The organism is Carboxylicivirga fragile (genome assembly GCF_050589805.1).
Lineage (GTDB): Bacteria > Bacteroidota > Bacteroidia > Bacteroidales > Marinilabiliaceae > Carboxylicivirga > Carboxylicivirga fragile.
This window is the reverse complement of sequence record NZ_JBNGOY010000008.1, coordinates 101566-121935: the sequence shown is the minus strand read 5'-3', so window position 1 is coordinate 121935 and position 20370 is coordinate 101566. Positions and strand designations below refer to the sequence as shown.

Genomic DNA, 20370 nt, shown 5'->3' with positions numbered 1-20370 from the left:
ATTGGGGGGGTAATGTAAAGAGGGTGTCCAAAGTTTTGGGCATCCTCTTATAATATTTTTTTTATAAAAAATGCCCGAGGAAATCTCCCCGGGCACCAAAGTTTGCAAAACAAATTGGACTCTATCTTGCGGAATTGTATTTTGATACCTTAGAAGTAGCATAACCTAAGCGCACTGCTCTGGCTTGTACTTTTTCATTTTTTTCTATTGTAATTGCTTCGTGATATAATGACCAACGCTCACTACCTATTTCGTCTCCTTTTTGATACGCAATTGAGGCCCCTTTAGTTGCGCAAAGCATCTCTAGTTTACCTTTTCGCTGTGGATTAAATTGCACTGTTTCAGTCATGGGTTGAATGCCTCCCGGCCACATCATCTGAACCAGATCATGCTCAGGGATGAAACCCATATCACCAACTTCCAATTGCCATGCTGCGAGTGCTGTACGTAATTCAATTAATTTTTCACGATGCTTTGGATCATTTGCCAGATTATTAACTTCGTCTGGATCATGCTTCAGATCGTATAACTCTTCAAGTGGCTTTGTTGGCATGAATATGTAGGCTGCATCGCCACTTAGTTTATTCTCTTTATTAAGAGCAAGCAACTCTTTTGTCATGTCAATTTGTTCGCGGTAACGCAAACGATAGGTAAGGGGCAGCTCAGGCATGAAGTTACGTATGTATACATAGCGACCATCTATAACGGAACGACTCATGTCGGTATGTTCGTCAAAGCGATCTGCACTGCCAAAGGCGTATCTATGTCCTTTGTTATCCTTGTATTCTCCCAGAAATGCCTTTCCGTGCATGTAAGTAGGAGGCTTAATCCCAGCCATCGAAAGTGCCGTTGGGCCAAGATCCATCAGTGAAACGATATCGTCGACTATGGTGCCAGCCATTGCTTTATTAGGCATTCTTACAATTAAGGGTACATGAAGGCCAGAGTTGCTAAGGGCTCGTTTTTGGCGTAGTAAGGGTCCTCCATGATCGCTCCAAAAGAAGATGATGGTTTTATCCAATAAGTTTTCTTCTTCGAGTTTCTTATACCAATCTCCAATTTGAGCATCCAGCTCCTGAATGTTTGAGTATTTTCGACCGACATCTTGACGTACTTGAGTTGTATTGGCAAAATAGGCTGGAATAGGCACATTTGAAGTGTCCACTGTTAAGGCTTCATCTTTCTTTTTCCAAATTTGCGATTCATGGGTGATGCCATGGTTAAAGACTGCAAAGAAGGGCTGATTATCGTTTCTATTCTTATAGTGAGCCTTATTGCCAACTTCATCCCAGGCCGTAATAGGGCAGTTAAATTGATAGTCGCATTTGGCATTATTAGTACAAAAATAGTTGGCCTCTCTCAGGTATTCAGTAAAGCACTTTACATAGCTTGGAGGAACAACAGAGTATTGTGGTACATTTCTTCCCGTTTTATCCTTCACTTCAATGTAGTCCTTATAACTTTCTTCTTCAGGCGAATGATAGCCCCAATGGTTTCCTGTGCGCATGTTATGACTTCCAATACTAATAGGGTACATGCCCGTAATAATCGATGATCGACTAGGTGCACAAACGCCAACGGTTGAATAGGCTTTTGAAAATAGAATACCTTCCTCCGCCAAACGATCAATATTTGGAGTTTCAATACCTTCAGCTCCATAACAACTCATAATAGGCCCGATATCTTCACAGCTAAGCCACAATATATTGTACTTTTCCTGTGCTATTATCGACATAGAAAGTGATAATAGAATCAGGTAAAGTTTTGTAATATGTAGCAATCGTTTCATACTTGCTTGTTTAGCTTATTTTTTAATAATACGGTGACTGGTTTTTATATTATTACTCCACAGTTCAAGGATGTATAAACCCTTGCTGAACTCATGGATATTTAATTGCTTGTGTTCCTTATTGCACTCAACTAGCAAGATACCATCAATACTATAGACTCTTGATTTTTCTATGGGATAATCTGAGATTAGATGAATCACACCATCACTTGGATTTGGATAAACCTGATGTATCATTTCAATGTCGTCTATGCTATCATCTATATCGGTTGGCTCTGCATATGATATTTTAAGGTCATCAATTATAACTTCGTATTCAGTTCCCGATGTTAGCTCCATATTGTTGAAGTAGATAAATAGCTTTCCATTGCTTAGGTTAACTGTATCATAAAAATATTGGTAGTCCTCATTTAGAGTATGCCAATTATCGCTGCTTATGTCTGCTCCAATTTTAACAGTATTGGTACCCAAGGCTGAGGTTCTGGCTTTATAAGTCACTCTATAAGTACTTTCCTCAAACTCACTCATGTCAATGGTTCTGAGCTTAATTAAGCTACCTCCTTGTTCAGTTGCTAAAGGTGTGAACTTGACTTTAAGAACATTATTCCCATCATTGGCACTGTCATCGATTACTTCGGCTGAAAAGTTACCAACATAAGTACTTTTCCATAGGCGATCCCAAATGGAGTTTTCGTGCAGCCAAAAGTCACCGCTAAAACTATCTCCGACATTATAGTTCTCGAAGTGTTCGATGTACGGAATCTCAATGGGCTGAATTTCATTATTATTAAAGAAAGCATATTGCTCACCCCACCAGTTGGCAGCCATTGCTGTTAAATCATTGACCACTTGTTCATAATTACTGTCCGCTGCAAGATTTTTTGTTTCCAAAGGATCCACATCATAGTCGTAGAGTTCAATGGCTTTAATTTTAGATGCATCCCATTCGATAAGGTCTGGTCGGTCATTGGAACCATTCAGCCAGAGACTGAGTCTATAGCGATCAGTACGGAATGAATAGGCAGCCCCCCCACCAGCGCGATATTCAGATACGGCACATGTTTTGTTTATACTTTCTCCTCTTAATGCGGGTGCTAGTGAAATGCCTTGTAGTTTATTGCTTGGAACTTCTAAACCAGCTAAATCACAAAGTGTTGGGTATATGTCCGTAAATTCAACAGGAGTAGCATTAGTGCCGCTATTCATACCTGGTGATGATATAATTAAAGGTGCACGTACTGAGTTTTCAAATTGAGTATGTTTTCCCCATTGGTTGTGATCACCAAGGTGGTATCCATGATCGCCATACAAAACAATGATCGTATTATCGGCTTGCCCCATTGCATCAAGTTTGTCAAGTAGCTTACCTACCTGCGCATCAATGTAAGAAACTGATGCATAATAGCCATGTATTAATCGTCTTTGATGTTCTAATTCAAGTATATTATCACCCAGATCGACATCATCATATTCCCATGGATCAGGAATGTCATCGTATCCAAGAGGTTCAGGAGTATGATAGGCGTATTCCGGGCTTCCCTCTGCTATTTTCTGAAAAGGAGCCAAATTTAAAGTGCTTCGATCATACATATCCCAATATTTCTTTGGGGCAATAAATGGAATATGTGGTTTTTTGAAACCAACGGCTAGAAAAAATGGTGCTCCGTTTTGTTGCAGTTGATCCATCTTATTTAATGCATCAAGCGCTATTTGTCCATCCTGATAACCATCATCATCTATACCTTCAGGACCTTCTTCAGTAGCAGTATTAGCCGTCACACGGTAGGCGCTACCTTGTACAAAAGGTGGATATTCGTCAGGATAGGTATAATCACCTGGATCGGTATAGGGAATGGTCCATGAGAAACTATCGTGACTATCATCCACATTACGTGGATCATATATCTTACCACAAGCGGCTGTACCATAACCCTTGTTCAGAAAGTATTCAGGAAGCGTTACAATCTCAGAATTTTCTTCTCTCAGTAAACTACTTAAATTACGAATGCCTGTCCCATCTGGTGTTTGTCCCGACATTACACTGGCGCGCGATGGGCCACATACTGCCCATTGACAATAGGCCTTTGTAAATACCATTCCTTGATTGGCCAAACGATCAATGTTAGGTGAAATAATTTGTGATTCGCCATAGCAATTAAGTACCGGCTTTAAATCGTCAATAGCGATAAATAATACATTGAATTGTGGTTTAAAAGTGGTAACAGAACTGTTGTTTCCATCTTTGCTGCTTATGGCTTTTATCGTTGCGCCAGGAGGTGCATTAAAAGGGTTTTCGTACAAGGTAGAACTGTTTGTAGGCTCAGATCCATCCACTGTATAATAAATGCTAGCACCTGTGGTTTCAGAACTTATACTTATAGTTGCCCCTGATTGTTCTATCTGCGGAGGCAATGGAGCTTCATTGGTTTTTAATACAATGTAATTAACGCTATAGGCTTTCGTTTCGAATATGCTATTTGTTTCGATGTTGGCATAATATGGATGAATCGTCATGAAATCATCGGGGCCACCGCCTTGTGTTGTACCACTTTGATTATTGATGTAGAACTTTTTATCGCCCGCAGTAATTGAATTACCATGTAGTTCGTACCACCAGACTTCAGCTTGATTGATATTGGTTCCGATGCTTGATAAATCAAGGTTTACACTTTGACTATTAGCTGAAGTATTCACAACCACTAAGCCCAGCTCACCACTTGAAAATGTGGAGGCATAAACCTTTATATCACTTTTGTTGCTTGCTGATTCTATCAGTTCATCACCAAAGCATCTGTTGTAATATTGAAACGGTATATAGCTTTGGCGAGGTGAGTAGTCCACCTGATCCGGATCGCTGCGAGCCAGAAAGCCTTTGCTTTCCTGATCGGTTTCGTTCCAGTTCCATTCCGATACCCATAAGTCGGCCATGCCATAGCCATTCTTTATTATTTCGCCAATTACTTGCGAAACGAATAAGCCATTAACCATGGTACAGTTTAAAGGGCCACGAGAATTAAATTCCGTCATGGCTACCGGAAAGTGATCCCGTGTTTTGTCAGTATATTTTTCGATACAATTGCCAAGCGTGGTATGAATCGTTTCTACCTGACCAACGCTGCCTAATATGTTTTCTGCTGTGGCATCTTTTACAGTGGTAAAATAATTATGAACCACTAAAAAGTCCGCGTGGTCTTTTACTTCTGGTAATAAGGTGCTGTTCCAATCGTCATCTTCGCGAGTAACTACGGCACCCACTTTAATGTCAGGATCAACAGCTTTCATGGCTTCTGCAAATACTCTGAAATCTTCGCCATATTCTTTACCAGTAGTTACTTCTCCATCTATTTCAAAACCTTCTTCCCATGCACCGTAACATTCGTTTCCAATTTCCCAATAAGTGATGTTGGCGTTTAACTCTATATTCATACGATGAACAAAACCAGCCGCATAATCAGCCGCCTGTTGCACGCGTGCTTCCCTGGTACCTTCAGTGGTGATTCCATATCGAGCATAGAAGTAATTAACAACTACGGTTGCCTCGCTTCCTGCATCTCCAATAAAGTCAACAAAGAGCTCTAGTGTCATGTAATTAGAATTCTGACCGTTTATTCCAGTCATTTCAATGCGAAACTCATCCGGAATAGTACCATCATAAAAGTATTTGTTTGATCCGCTTCCTGCCGGAAAACGCATGGAGCCAATTCCAGCATTTGTATATAAGGATGTGCGATCCAGTTGGTCGTTCCCATTTCTAAACGTAGTGTTTACGCCAAGATGCTGGGGAAGTACTTTATTCAGTTTGTTTTCAGTATTGAACGAAATGGTGGCATCCGGAGTCGCACTAGTATTAAGCGTTTGTACAGTGTTTTCACTCGGAATACTATAAGTCTTAGCCTCCCATTTATCATGGAAAAATTGTCGCCCATTATCCCCTTGTCCTAATATGGAGATACTTATAGTAATTAATGTGCTTAAAATGAGTAAACGTTTTTGCATAGACTTTTTACAAATAGATTATGGTTGTAAAAGTATTGTTTCGCAAGGTAGTAGGTGTCGCTACTATCGTTCTACTATGGTTTAGTAATCGTTCGTATTAGTTTTTACGATTTACAATGACTTTGTTTGTTTGTGCTGAATATTAATGTGTTAGGGTGCTTGAATGATTCTTCTACCCTAGCAGAACGATTATACCACCAAGCCTTTTGATATAAGCTCATATATTGGCTTAAACTAATTTTTAAATCTTAAGTATTATGAAAAAACTTTTTACTCTACTTATCGTTGTGTTGTCACTAAATATGAATGGACAAAACTTCGTACCTAATTTTGATTTTGAAGGAGGGGCTGATGGTTGGACTAATAGTGGAGCTGATAGTCGTCAGATTGTATCGCCAGGTAATAATGGGTCAACGAACGCTTATGAGGTAGTTGCTGCTATAAATAAAGGTGCTCAGTATATTACAGATGGGACCACGCAGGTTGCTATAGGAGATTACGAATTGTCGTTTTGGGCAAAAGGTACAATTGGAGAATTAGCCAAGTTTAAGGTGAAATTTAAAGATGGGTCTACTAAAACCGTTAATGGAACTGCATTTGAAGCTAGTGACAGTTGGGAGTTTTTTACTACAACAGTTTCCTTAGATGCAGCTTTGAATATTGATAAATTTATATTGCAGTCAAATAGTGATTTAGGAGCTGGTGTATCTCAAACCTTTGTTGCTGATGATTTATTTTTTGGCACCAGAGCTACCTATAATTTAAGTAAAACTATAACAGGAGCGGGTACAATCACACCTGCCAGTGATGATTTGCCACAGAATTCTGTACAAACAATTACGGCAGTGCCCTATTTAGGATATGAGTTTACAAGCTGGGGAGGAGACTTAAGCGGTACGACAAACCCGACTACTTTAACCATGGATGGTGATAAAAGCATAAGTGCTACGTTCACAAAGATACCAGGATTTACTTATGAATGGAACTTTAATACTAATGGTGATCTGGAAGGTTGGGAAGCTTACACCAATTGTGATATAGAGGTTGTTAATGGCTCGGCAGTTATGACAATGACGGGCAACTGGCCGAGATTTCAACATGATAAACTTGGCGTTATGGGTGATGAGTTTGATATCTTTGAAGTTAGATTGAAAAATAACACTATCTATGATGTTGATAGTGAGGCTCCATTGAAGTTTGTCTTTGTTGATCCTGATGGCAATCAAAGAAGTAATATAATTCCTAATACCACTGCTAATGATACTGAATTTAAAACTTACAGAGTTTTATTAGGTGGACATGAATATTGGAATGGCAATATCGCATCCTTCCTTATTATGGGGCCGGCTAAGTTGGCTGATCCGGTAAATGCTGGCACAGTTGAGATAGACTATATAAAACTTTTAAAAGGAAATGATGATGCTACTTTGAGTAGTTTAACTAGTTCTTTAGGAACTTTGGTTCCTGGATTTAGTTCTGGTGTTCACGATTATACATTAACAGTTCCAAATGGTACTACTGTGGTTAATTTTTCAGCAACTGCTACAGACAATGAGAAAGCAACTGTTACAATAAGACAAGTAACTGATGTTAATGGTGAAGAAGTTGCCGTTGAGATTGCTGATGGAAACGCCGATGTTTCTTCAGGCAGTGGCAAAGTTAGTGTAAGGGTAGAAGCAGAAAATGGGGCAAAATTGTTTTATACTGTAATAATTACTGTTGATAATGCGACAGCTATTAATGATAATTTAAGTGGGCTTTCGATATATCCTAATCCTGTTAAATCAATGTTATACATCGATTCTTCTGATCTTGTAAGTAAAGTTGAGATTTATAGCTTATCTGGCCAAAAGGTGTTAGACGTAATGGAATTAGTTGACGGAGTAGATGTAGCACATTTACCAAATGGCATTTACATTGCTGCTCTTGAGGTAAATGGTGAAAAAGTAATTAAGAAGTTTACAAAGAAATAGTTAGAAGTTTTGGTTTGAGGTGAAAATACCTTTGTGATGTAAAAATTGCAGAGGTATTTTATTATTTAAAAATAGAGTATATTCTGAAATTAAAAATATTTAGGATGCAGGGGAAGATAAAGTTCGTAGTAGCCATCATCGGTATATTATTGCTCAATCAAGTACTATTATTTGCTGAGGATAAACCAAAGCAACAACCAAATATCGTTATCTTCTATGTGGACGATTTGGGATGGATGGATTTAGCTTGTCAGGGATCTAAGTTTTATGAGACACCTGCCATTGATCAATTAGCTGCAGAAGGAGTTAGGTTTACTCAGGCGTATACTGCTCATCCTCGCTGTGTGCCTGCTCGCTACGGTGTAATGACAGGAAAATATCCTGCCCGTGATTCTGTTCCGGGAGGTGGAGGTTTGCTGCCTGAAGATGTTACTATTGCAGAAGCTTTAAAAGAAGGTGGATACTCAACATTTTTCACAGGTAAATGGCATCTGTTGTTCAGAGATAAGGAAGGAAATATGCCCGAAAATCAGGGCTTTGATGTAAATGTGGCTGGAGGGGCAGCTGGTGCACCGCCCACTTATTGGTATCCATATCGCAAAGGAGAAGCTACTCCATCGGGTAAAAAAGGTTATAAGAAAAACGAAATTCATGGTTTGGAAGATGGCCAGGAAGGTGAATACATTACTGATCGCATTACCGATGAAACATTAGATTTTATATCAGATCATGTTAGCCATCAAAGTGAGGATCCTTTCTTTGTTTTCTTATCGCATTACGGGGTGCATACACCCTTTGAGGCCAAACCAGAATTGGTTAAGAAGTATGAGGCCAAACTAAAATCGATGGAATATGATTTGCCGGAGTATGAAGAAACAATCACAGGTGATACTAAACTTCTTCAGGATTATCCGGTTTATGCAGCCATGATAGAAAGCATCGACCAGAGTATGGCTAAGCTACAAGCTAAACTGATTGAATTGGATATTGCAGATAATACAATCATCATTTTCACTGCCGATAATGGAGGCCTTTCAACACGTGGTAATACACGTAAACTGGCTACTTCTAATTATCCCTTACGTTATGGAAAAGGCTGGTTGTACGAAGGAGGTATTCGTGAGGCCTTTATTGTCAAATGGCCGGCACAAAGCCAAGCTGGTCAGGTAAGTGATGCCTTAATAACAGGAACCGATATATACCCAACTGTATTAGAAATGGCTGGTTTGGATCAGCGTCCAAAGGATCATTTAGATGGGATAGATGTAAGTGCAGCCATTAAAGGTAAAAAGTTTGAACGTGAAACACCTATGTTTTGGCATTCGCCTCTGGCTCGGCCGGGAAGTACAGGAGATGAGAATAGCTCAGCAGTGCGTTTGGGTAAGTATAAGCTAATTGATTGGTACGACGAAGGACGTGTAGAGCTGTTTGATTTAAGTAATGATATTGGTGAAAATAAAGATTTGAGTCAGGAACTCCCTGAGAAAACCAAAGAGTTACATGCTTTAGTAAAAGAGTGGCGGAAATCCATTAATGCCAAGAAGATCGATCCGAGTAAGAGCAAGTGGAAGAAAAAGAAATGACAAAGGTATTATTACATGTTTTTCTGACAGTGGTACTATTTTCTAATAGTTGTCATCTGTTTGCTCAGTCTTCTCTATTTTACAGGAGTGAATTCGAAAAAATGGGCGATCAGATTGCTGATGTTGATTTGCCAGGAGAAGGAAGCTTTGATTATGAAATAGTAGGAGGCAACAACGATAATCATTTTGTTATTGAGCCGACAACGGGCATTATTAGCATCAACACTGTTATTGAGGATGTAATCGGTGAAGTAACAAGGCATGATTTATTGATACAGTGTAATAATGAGCAAACAAGCATTGTGGTTGTCGATGGCTATGATTACACACTATCCAATAGCAATGAGTATGTGATATTAGAGTCGCATAAAGAAACATACATAGTGCCTGGCAACCCTTATTTAGGATACAATAATTTATGGGGACGTGGCACAGCCCAGGAGGGTGTGGATTTCAGAATGGCTACACTTTGCCACGCCGATTTGCCTGATCAAACCATTTTTGTTTGGGATACTCCATCGTCACCCGGAGATTTTGATGGTGCCTCAGTTTGGTGTTATATCAGTGTATTGTGGGGTAATCGAAAAGGAATAAGAGAGGACTTGTCGGGTTTCCCTATACAATTATCTTCCATTGAATCAATGGAGCTGGATTTTGATTTTAAACAACTCTATGGTACAGAAGGCTATAAAATTGCGCTGAACCATTTTGTTACCGACGAAGCTTACCTGGATGATTTCAGTAGTAACGACGGTGATTTTTTCTTTGTATTTGACCAGAAAGGAACGTGGATTCCACCATACCCAACTGTGTTAACAGATACCATTATTAATGAAAAACCATTTGCACGCTTGTATAAGGAGGAGAATGGTTATGAATGGCGCAGGGTGATTATTAAAGATAACGAGCAATTGCTTCAGGGAAGTATTGATATGAAAGGCATTTATGATTCGTTTATATCAAGAGGCTACCTGAATAAAAATCAGTATGTGCCAAATATACAAGTTGGTCTAGAGGTGACGGATGGTTTTGGCGCATTAAAATTCAATTCTCTCAACATTAAGCTGAATGAAGAGCCTCTGTCCATTAATGCCACCAAGGGAAGTGAAGTATTGGTTTACCCAAATCCTTCTAAAGGTATCTTTAGAGTTAGTAAAGCTGGGCCTTGGACGGTTTATAACATGAATGGTCAGGTTATGAAAGCCGGAGAGGAGTCTGTATTTGATATTTCAGCTTTTTCTTCAGGAGTCTACCTTTTCGAACAAAATGGGCATGTAATAAAATTGATTAAAAGATAAACGTATGCATAGATTAATAAGGGCAGTTATCTTAATATTAGCAATTGGCAAGTGCACACTTTCGTTTTCAAATAATAAAAGTGAATCAAAGTCTTGTAAGGATGAAACACCTGTTGTACAGGCTGAGCAGACATTTGAAGTAAATGTGGAGCATGATATTGTGTATGCCAAAGGCTTGAGCCATTCAAGCATTAATAGTTCGGATGCCACAGTTATGCCCTTAAAGCTTGATGTGTATACGCCGGATAATGAGTTAGAAAACAGACCTGTATTTTTGTTTATTCATGGAGGTGGTTTTGCTGGCGGTACAAAACAACAAGGGAGGATTATTGAATGGGCCAATTATTATACCTCAAGAGGATGGGTGTTCATTTCAGCCGATTATCGCTTAAAGCGCCATAAAGGAACAGTACCTATTGAGTGGCTTGATTTTGCAGAAAAGCTTCCTAAAGCAGCGAAGGTAGGACCGTTCTTAGCAATCTATCCTGCTATTCGAGATGCCAAGGCAGCGCTGCGTTGGGTGGTGGCAAATGCTGATGTGTACAATATAAATACAGATTATATTACTGTTGGTGGAGGTTCTGCAGGCGCTATTACCGCCATAACAATGGGTATTTCTAACCCGGAAGATTTCAGAGACGAGTTGACATTTGAGCAAGACCCAAGCTTGACGACTACAAACATTGATCAATCCTATCAGATTAAAATCATAGTCGACCTTTGGGGATCAAAAGCTGCATTGGATGCAATGGAAAAAATATTTAGTCATCAACGATTTGACCGTAATGATCCTGCCCTGTTTATTGCTCATGGTACAGAAGATCCTACTGTTCCCTTCATTAATGCAAAGGAATTAAAACAGATGTATGAAAGCACCGGTGCGCCATTTGTTTATTACCCACTAGAAGGAAAGGGGCATGGCGCCTGGGGTGCTATGCTTGACAATAAACGCTTGGAAGAGCTGGCGTTTGATTTTATAGTAGAACAGCAAAAGCTGAAAGTGATAAGAGATAATTAATAATATTAAATCTGCGAAAATGATGAATCGAAGTTTGAAGGCATACTTTCTACTATTTATGGTGCTGGGGGTGCAGTTAGTAGCCTGTGCACAGTCCAAACCACAGAAGCCAAATATATTATTTATAGCTGTGGATGATCTAAAGCCAATGTTAGGCACATATGGCGATACGGAAATAATCTCGCCTAATATGGATGCTTTGGCGGCTAGAAGTGTGCAGTTTAATAATGCCTATTGTCAGCAAGCGGTATGTGCTGTATCAAGGGTAAGTTTGTTTAGCGGATTACGCCCTGATCAAACCAAAGTATGGGATTTAAAAACCAACATGCGCGATGTTAACCCCGATGTAGTAACCTTACCTCAATACTTTATGCAGCAAGGTTACGAAACGGTTGGTTTGGGTAAACTGATGCATGGGGCAAAAAATAATGATCCTAAGTCGTGGAGCATTCCTTATAAGGAGTCAAAAGAATTGGTATACCCTGAAGGTTATAAATACCCGGCCAATGGCAAGTATCAGGCAAAAGAAATTCATAAAGCTTATCGTCAGAGTAAAAAACAGAAGCTAGGTTGGAAGGAAACCAACCAATACTTGAAAAAAATGGGTTTAGCGCCATCTGTCGAATGTATGGATGTACCAGATGGAGCATACAAAGATGGAGCTGTTGCACTTGCCGGTATTGAACTACTGGAAGAATTAAGCTCAAATGATAAGCCTTTCTTTTTAGCATTAGGGTTTAATAAACCTCACCTGCCATTTGCTGCACCAAAAAAATATTGGGACATGTATGAGCGCGATGCCATACAGTTAAACCCATATCAGGAGGAAGCTATAGGTGCACCTGATTATGCTTATCATACCTGGGGCGAATTGCGCAACTACTCCGATATCCCGCAGCAAGGGCCTGTTCCCACAGATCAGCAAAAAGAGTTGATACATGGGTATAGAGCTTGCGTGAGCTATGTGGATGCACAGATTGGTTTAGTAATGGATAAGCTTGATGAATTGGGTATAAGTGATAATACGATTATTGTGTTGTGGGGCGATCATGGATGGCACTTGGGCGACCACGGTTTATGGTGCAAACATTCCAATTTTGAGCAAGCCACAAGGGTTCCTATGATGATTTCTGCACCTGGAATGCAACAAGGTAAACAAGCCAATACAATGGCTGAATTTGTTGATATCTATCCAACCTTATGTGAGTTGAGTAACTTGCCTGTTGATGACGAGTTGGACGGTCTTAGTTTAGTGCCTGTGCTTAAGAATTCAAAGGTAGAGATAAAAGATTATGCCATAAGTCAATATCCTCGTGGAAATAAGGTAATGGGCTATTCCTTAAGAACCAAGCAGTACCGATTGACTTTGTGGCTGAAGGGCGAATTCAGAAAAACAGACGTTTATTCCAATCCTGATATTGTAGGTGTAGAGCTTTACGATTATGAAAAGGATCCTCTGGAAAAAGAATCATTTGCAGAAAACGAAGAGTATGCCGAGGTGCGCAGTCTTTTACAGGATAAATTATTACAAATACTAAACTCGCAACCCTGATGATAAAGATAGTTTTTAATATTATCCTACTGAGTAGCTTGTTTGTAAGTTGCTCCAATAGTTTGGCTCAGGAAACCTTTGTCGCTCAGGATCTCAGAATGGAAAAAATACAAGTGCTGGGAGCCAATTATGTGATGCGCGAGGAAGCTAAATTGTCTTATAATCGTTTTTCGGAAGCCACTTTAAACGCTCCCTTGTCGGAGGCAATGTTTAATGCCGATAAGGCAAGAACTAATAGTGGTATACGTTTACGATTCAAGTCAGCTAGTCCTAAAATTCGCCTGACATTTGCACCAGACCAAGGTCAGAATAGGGGTGCTGAATTTGCTGTGCTTCAAAATGGGATCCAAACCCATACCTTTGATTTCAAAGGGGAAAAGTCAAAGAATGAGATGCTACTTGAATTCGAAAATGTAGCTGGAGAAAAAGAAAGTTTATTTGAGGTTGTTTTACCAAGTTTTGCCAATGTGTCTTTACTTAAAATGGAGCTGCTTGATAGAGCAAGTTTACTTTCCATTCCTGAGGATGTACGACCCATCTATTTTGCCATTGGCAATAGTATTACTCATGGTGTAGGACAAGGATCAGCTGCTTATTTGACCTACCCTTATTTGCTGGCGCAGAAACTGGATTATAATTATTATAATCTGGCTGTTGGAGGGGCTAAAATATCTCCAGCCATTGCTAGTATGACAGGTGAAATGCCTCAGGCAGATGTCATCACCATTTTGATTGGCTATAACGATTTAATGTTTAATGATAAGTCGGTGAAGCAGTACAGTAATGATTATCGAGCTTATTTAAAAACCATTCGACAAAATCAACCCAAGGCTGCTATATATTGCATTACGCTCACACATACACGTGCTGAAGCCAATGAACGAACAGGTATTGTGCCTGACGATTTTCGTGAAGCCCTAAAAATACTCGTAAACGACTTCCAGAAAAACGGGGACAGCAAACTTTACCTTATTGAGGGAGATGAAATTAGTTCGGAGAAAAATTTAAGGGCAGACCGCTTAACAGATAAAGCTCATTTTGGTATTGAAGGTGCTGCCTTATTTGCTGAAGAGTTATGTCAAATTATTAAACATTAGTGTAGAAATAATAAAATCGGTAATTATGAAAAAAATGAAATTAGTTGTAATAACTGTTATTAGTATTTTATCAATTGCTGATTTAAGTGCTCAAGAACCTATCCGGAAAATTGTAGAGCGAATTAGCCCTGACAAGAGTCTATACATTGGTGCTACAAGTATGTATAGTAAAATTGGCACTAAAGAGTCTAAGATTTTAGCTCGCGAGTTTTCTTATACTACACCGGCCAACGATTTTAAACAGAGCTATGTGCATCCTAATCCTCAAACATGGCGTTGGGATCGTTCAGATGCCTGGATAAAGTTTGCCAAAAAGCATAAGCAAGTTATCCGAATTCATGGACCAATTAGTCCGCAATGCTCACGCTGGGCAAAGAACGATGAGCGCAGCCATGTGGAGTTATTGACCAACCTAAGTGAGTATATGACTGAGTTGTGTCGTCGCTATAACGATGAGGAAGTAGTGGTTTGGATGGATGTGATTAACGAAACAGTAAGTCGCGATGGAACCTGGAAAACGGCTCGCCTGGGTGATAATAGTTGGGAGTTGCCATGGGAGGCTATTGGTTATGAGCAGGTCGATAAGCAAAAGTATCCGCATCTGGATGGTAAAGTACCCATCTATATTATTCGAGCATTCGAAATAGCTACACAGGAGGCCACCAATAAAAAGCTGGTGATTAATCAACATGGCAGTATGAGTCCTTTGATATGGAATAAGATTAAAGACTTAGTCCGTTACCTGCGTGACAATAATTATAAAGTTGATGGCATTGGTTGGCAGGCACACATTAGTTATGGGCGCGATGTGGAATGGGAATCGCCCGAAGTGAGTATTAAGGCTTTGAAAGAGCTCATTGCCTGGTCGCATAAAAATAAACTTGAATTTCATGTGACGGAATGTAATATTCACGTGCCCTCTAAAGAACCTGGCACGGAAGAACAACACATTGCTACTTATATGAATATTTTCAATGCTGTATTGGAGATGCGCCAAAGTGGAGTGGTGACCTTTAACCTCTGGAACATTAAGGATGTACCTCATTATAAAAACAAGAACAAATTGGTGATTGCACCTTGGGATGCTAATTTAAAGCCCAAAGCTATTTATAGTGAGATGAACAAAGCTTTGTTAAACGCTTCCGCAACATCCGAATAAGAAAAGTTGTTTGTGAAGAGTAAGCGAGTAACTTAAAAGAAACGCTATGATTAAAATATTACATCTCTACTTATTACTTCTTTTGTGCGTATTAAGCACAAACCTTATTGCACAAAACAATCCGCTTGAGTTTGATTATAGCCATATTGATGCTTATAAAAGTTTTGTCTCTGATATCAGAGCAAAATATCCCAAAGCAAATATTATCTGCGCACTGGGAAGTATGGATGCCACCAAAGAAGGATCGTCTTGGCCGGGATATGTGCAAACGGCTGTTAAGGAACTGAATGATGAAAAGATGTATACGCTGATGTTTCCCTATAAAAATACCCCAGGACATCCCAAAGTGGATGAGCACAAAGTGATGGCTAAACTCTTGATTGCCTTTATCGATGAAAATATTAAGTGGTAACGAATTGAGATAAATTGTGTTATTACATATTGGGATTGGTTTGGCGAAGCGCCAAAATAGATAAGATGCATGGAACATCAATAAAAAATTAAAGATGAATAATACCATAAAGTATATAAGACTACTCGTATTTATTAAGTTACTACTGTTTTCAAGTTATATAATTGCACAAGACACTAATTTCCATATCTATCTCTGTTTTGGTCAATCTAATATGGAAGGACAAGGAAAAATTGAAGCGCAAGACACAAGGGTTGATAATCGGTTTCAGGTGATGGCATCAATGGATTGCGATAACCTGTGCAGAAAGAAGGGAGAGTGGTACACAGCTGTGTCACCATTAAGTCAATGTTACGCTGGCCTTTCGCCAGCTGATTATTTTGGCAGAACATTGGTAGCAGAGCTGCCCGACAGTATTACAGTTGGTGTTATCAATGTGGCGATTGGTGGTTGCGATATACGTTTATTCGATAAAGATCAATATCTCGATTATGACTCTAAGGATGGTAAAGCATGGTTTGCCAATAAAGTGAAGGGATACGGTGGTAATCCCTATGAGTGCTTGATTGAATTGGCTAAACAAGCACAAAAGAACGGTGTGATTAAAGGCGTTCTCTTGCATCAGGGTGAAACCAATACCGGAGATACCCAATGGCCCATGTACGTAAAAAAGATTTATGACGATATGTTGAAGGATCTCTCATTAAAAGCTGTGGATATTCCTCTGCTTGCTGGTGAGCTGGTTTCCGAACCTGATAATTGTTGCTCTACAATGAATCCAATCATTAATACTTTGCCAGATGTGCTCTTAAATGCCCACGTTATCTCTTCTGAAGGATGCCCGGCAATGGACAGGGCACATTTTAATTCGGAGGGCTACAGAATGATTGGTAAACGGTATGCTGAAAAAATGCTCTCATTGTTGAAAGAGCATAACTGTGAAGATTAAGGAAATCAAAAGTTGTTGAAGTGGTAAAAAAAATCGATGTTCTATGAGAATTAAAATTCTTGCGCTTTGTGTGATGCTGAGCTTACATTATTTTGTTAATGCATCCATAGTTGATATTTCTTTCACGAATCAAGACTGGACTTACAGTTCGGGAGTAACTCAAAGTGCTAATAAGATAGAAATTATTGGCTCAAGCACGGGCTATCGCACTGCTTCCCTGGTGGTAGATATTCCTGCAAATACTTCTACCTTGTATTTGGTGGCTGATGTCTATTTTGAGAATATCGTTTGTGGCGATGCAGCACATAAGGCGCCTAAGTTTAAGATGTATAAAAGTGATGGTTCTAAATATCCGGTTTTAAATTTTTATAATCCGCTTGAAAAGCGATGGGTGACCACTGGTTTGAAAATAGAGAAGAATAGTGAGACACAGATAACCATTGAATTTGGTATACAAAGTGCCACAGGTACCATGGTGATAAAGAATCCACAGTTACTAAGCACAGCACCATCGGTACCTGCTCTTGAATTTCCCTTTGATGTGCCGGCTGATAAGATATGCTACCTTGATATTGATCTTCAAAGCACACGGCCGTTTAATAACGATAAACTCTCCTCTAATACACATTTCACATGGGCCGATTATGGTTGGGCCGATGATGAGGTACATCAGGTCATTTACGAGCACTTTCCGATGACTAATCTTCGCTTCCCGGGAGGCACTGTAGGTAATTTCTACGATTGGCGACGCGATGGCTACTACGAAAATCAATACTCCTACGATAAAGGGTATAGTATGGATCACCGTGTGGGATATCCCGGATTCGAAGCTTTTTCATTAAGTAGTGGTGCCAGTTCAACACTCATGTTTAATGTCATTTCCGAAACGGTTGAAGTAGCGAAACAAAGGCTGCAGGATCGTATTGACGGAGGCTTGGATATTGCCTGGATTGAGATGGGCAATGAGAACTATTTTATAGGAACACAAGGTATTGGGCAGGTCGATTCAGAAGAGAATTATATATTGCATACAACCGATTTGGCAGCCGGGCTGAAAGAAGTAATATCCGATGTGAAAGTAGCGGTGAATATTGAGCATGGTGCTTGGGAAGCAGGTGGCTGGAATTATAATTTGGCTCAAGAGAATTACTATGACGCTACGGTGATGCATGGCTACGTACAAACCAATACTTTCTTATTAAACCCAATATCGGCATTTACAATGCTGAATGCCTATAAAACAACGCAGGAACGTTTTGAAGCCTACAAAAATCTGTTTGGAAATACACCACTATTAATGACTGAATGGAATGTGCTATCGGACGATACACCTTTGAATTTTATTCAGACTTTATCAATTACCGATCTGTTTTTAGCCATAGAAGAAGAGGAAGTAGTGAAACAGGCCGGCATTCATATGTTATTTAAAAACGAACATTATCACGAATCAACACTGACCTATAATATTGGCTCGCAAATGGTGTTGACAGCTAATGGTGTTGTTTATGCCAAATTGTTTGATGTGTTTAAAGATAAACAGGTGTATAGTGCTTTAAGTACAAGTGCTGATTTAGAGCCAGGTCTTCCTGCTGTTAATGCCCGAGCGGTTGATCATGGCGATGAGGTAAAGGTTTTGGCAGTAAATAAATTGCCCGAGCCTGCCACATTAAACCTTCAATTTGGCGGACAAAGTTATGCTGGAGCTTATACTTTGGAATATTTTCATGAGGATGTGAATCAGGTATTGACCGATCCCTACAACTCTCCAGAGCAGGCTTTTGTTTCGCAAAGTGCTAGTGGCATAATTAGTCTTCCGGCCTATTCCATAGCTGTAGTGAGTATCGCTAAGTCGGATATACCAACCAGTATAGAATCAAGCCTCAAAGAAACAGAGACAATCTCTTATTCAGCTCAGAATAAAACCATCCGAATTAAAACGGATAGCCCTAGTGTTAATTGGCGCTTGTATTCGATGAGTGGCGTTGAAGTAGATAGGGGAGATGCCTTGCTTATTCATGTGAATCATCTGAACGATGGTATGTACATAATTCAAACAAATTCCTCAATTCATAAGGTGTTGATTTATTGATGCGCTGGCAATTAGTACTAACATTATTTTAAGATAATGAATCATACATTATTAGTCTGTAGTCTTTTTATTCTGTTTTCTGCAGGTGAACCCAAAGCACAGAATGTTTGTGACGAAAACGATAAGATAGTTCTTTCATCGCGCGTCATTCCATTTAGCTCCTACGCATTGATACCTTCCTCGAATGTGGGTGGAAGCATGTTTTATTGCTCAGCTATGATGAATGCGAATCATGGAGGAGGTTTTCAGTTGGATTACATCGATACTTATGATGGCGGAATGGATGGCTACCCTAATGTGAGAGCCGGAGGCTCTAAAGTTGGAGGCCAATGGATAGTGGGAGAAAAAGCTGTGGTAGGCATGCCTGTTCAGATAAAAGACATTCATCCTAATATGAGTTTTGTATGGGAAAGTACACAAACCAACGCTCTGGATGCAGACGATAAGTGGATGTCGTCCATTAACTTTATTTTTGATATTAACGGAAGCGAAACGAGTGAACCCATCAATGCCGAGCGCGACTATGATTTAGTTGTGAAGGCACAAAGCCATAATTTCTCTGATGACCTGAATGACCAGGCCGAAGTGCTTAATAACAAAATATATTTCTTTGCCCGAAATACGGATGGGAGCCTAAAACCCTACGAACTCACACTTGATGGTCTTGTTTATACTTACGCCATTCGTTATAAGTTTTTTGTGGATACTGGCGATAAGGATGATAAGGCGCATATAAAACTAATTCCCTACGGAAGCAATGGGGCACCATCGGTCGCAAATATTAATATAAAGCATTTGATTGCCACTACAAAAGACTATATACAATATGCGGCTATACCCGAGCCGTACTTAAGTTTGGCACACGAAAAAATTGCAGGCGACAATACCTGGCTCAAAGCCATTGCAGCAGGTTACGAGGTTTATACGGGCGAATCAACATTGAAGGTAGATCAATTTAAGCTTTATCCCGAGGGAGATAACACAACGTCTATTTTTCACCCTGAAAATGAAAAACGATTAAGCGTATATCCTAACCCTTCTAATGGTTTATTTTATATTAAGGGAGCAAGAGTAGAAAGTATAGCTGTGTTTAATATTCAGGGGCAATGTCTATGTCGAGAATTTTATGCACAAGAGCTTGATCTTTCTTTTCTGAGTGCGGGGCAGTACTACATGCAGCTTACTACTACGCTTGATTATACCGAAGTGCACAAGATTCAGGTTTTATAAAGTTCGTGGTTACTTTAAAATCCGAGGTTTAATGGGAGAGTCGAATACTGAGCGCTTATTGAGCTTGCCAAAATATGTCGAAGTATGGCTATTAAACTAAAACTTCCTGGCCTATTTTCTATGTCCTGCAACGAGTTGAGCCGCCCTGCGCATAATTGAGAGTGAATGGGAAACAAGGTGAGCCGTCCTAGGGAAGTTTGCTTACATCCTGCGCATAGGTGAGGC

The 20370-nt window shown here is 39.7% G+C and carries 13 protein-coding genes; 11 read left to right on the top strand and 2 right to left on the bottom strand.

What is annotated here, in order from left to right:
* Positions 1 to 121: 121 nt before the first annotated feature.
* Positions 122 to 1789 carry a sulfatase-like hydrolase/transferase gene (locus ACRD7B_RS05020; RefSeq protein WP_430823381.1) on the bottom strand — a complete coding sequence of 556 codons (1668 nt, stop codon included), beginning with the start codon at positions 1787 to 1789 and terminating at the stop codon, positions 122 to 124.
* A gap of 15 nt (positions 1790 to 1804) precedes the next feature.
* A complete protein-coding gene (locus ACRD7B_RS05015; RefSeq protein ID WP_430823380.1) occupies positions 1805 to 5785 on the bottom strand; it encodes a sulfatase-like hydrolase/transferase in 3981 nt (1326 codons plus the stop codon).
* Between the two features lie 257 nt (positions 5786 to 6042).
* Here ACRD7B_RS05015 and ACRD7B_RS05010 point away from each other — a divergent pair, with 257 nt between their 5' ends.
* The 11 genes from ACRD7B_RS05010 (at position 6043) to ACRD7B_RS04960 (ending at position 20145) form a co-directional block, all read left to right on the top strand.
* The gene (locus ACRD7B_RS05010) at positions 6043 to 7758 is read left to right on the top strand and encodes a T9SS type A sorting domain-containing protein (RefSeq protein WP_430823379.1); all 1716 of its coding nucleotides are present in this window, start codon (positions 6043 to 6045) and stop codon (positions 7756 to 7758) included.
* Between the two features lie 104 nt (positions 7759 to 7862).
* Positions 7863 to 9341, top strand: a complete 1479-nt coding sequence (locus tag ACRD7B_RS05005) for a sulfatase (RefSeq protein ID WP_430823378.1) — start codon at positions 7863 to 7865, stop codon at positions 9339 to 9341.
* A complete protein-coding gene (locus ACRD7B_RS05000) occupies positions 9338 to 10639 on the top strand; it encodes a T9SS type A sorting domain-containing protein (RefSeq protein ID WP_430823377.1) in 1302 nt (433 codons plus the stop codon). The genes ACRD7B_RS05005 and ACRD7B_RS05000 overlap by 4 nt, the downstream gene beginning before the upstream one ends.
* Positions 10640 to 10643: 4 nt before the next feature.
* On the top strand, positions 10644 to 11657 hold the full coding sequence (locus ACRD7B_RS04995; RefSeq protein WP_430823376.1) for an alpha/beta hydrolase: 1014 nt from the start codon (positions 10644 to 10646) through the stop codon (positions 11655 to 11657).
* A gap of 19 nt (positions 11658 to 11676) precedes the next feature.
* Complete coding sequence (locus ACRD7B_RS04990; RefSeq protein WP_430823375.1) at positions 11677 to 13209, top strand: sulfatase; 1533 nt, start codon at positions 11677 to 11679, stop codon at positions 13207 to 13209.
* The gene (locus ACRD7B_RS04985; RefSeq protein WP_430823374.1) at positions 13209 to 14306 is read left to right on the top strand and encodes an SGNH/GDSL hydrolase family protein; all 1098 of its coding nucleotides are present in this window, start codon (positions 13209 to 13211) and stop codon (positions 14304 to 14306) included. The genes ACRD7B_RS04990 and ACRD7B_RS04985 overlap by 1 nt, the downstream gene beginning before the upstream one ends.
* Positions 14307 to 14331: 25 nt before the next feature.
* A complete protein-coding gene (locus ACRD7B_RS04980; RefSeq protein WP_430823373.1) occupies positions 14332 to 15465 on the top strand; it encodes an endo-1,4-beta-xylanase in 1134 nt (377 codons plus the stop codon).
* Positions 15466 to 15511: 46 nt separating this feature from the next.
* Positions 15512 to 15877 carry an SGNH/GDSL hydrolase family protein gene (locus tag ACRD7B_RS04975; protein WP_430823372.1) on the top strand — a complete coding sequence of 122 codons (366 nt, stop codon included), beginning with the start codon at positions 15512 to 15514 and terminating at the stop codon, positions 15875 to 15877.
* Positions 15878 to 15971: 94 nt separating this feature from the next.
* Positions 15972 to 16826: a sialate O-acetylesterase gene (locus ACRD7B_RS04970; RefSeq protein WP_430823371.1), complete on the top strand. Its 855-nt coding sequence runs from the start codon at positions 15972 to 15974 to the stop codon at positions 16824 to 16826.
* Positions 16827 to 16869: 43 nt separating this feature from the next.
* The gene (locus tag ACRD7B_RS04965; RefSeq protein WP_430823370.1) at positions 16870 to 18915 is read left to right on the top strand and encodes a hypothetical protein; all 2046 of its coding nucleotides are present in this window, start codon (positions 16870 to 16872) and stop codon (positions 18913 to 18915) included.
* Positions 18916 to 18951: 36 nt separating this feature from the next.
* Positions 18952 to 20145: a T9SS type A sorting domain-containing protein gene (locus ACRD7B_RS04960; RefSeq protein ID WP_430823369.1), complete on the top strand. Its 1194-nt coding sequence runs from the start codon at positions 18952 to 18954 to the stop codon at positions 20143 to 20145.
* Positions 20146 to 20370: the final 225 nt, after the last annotated feature.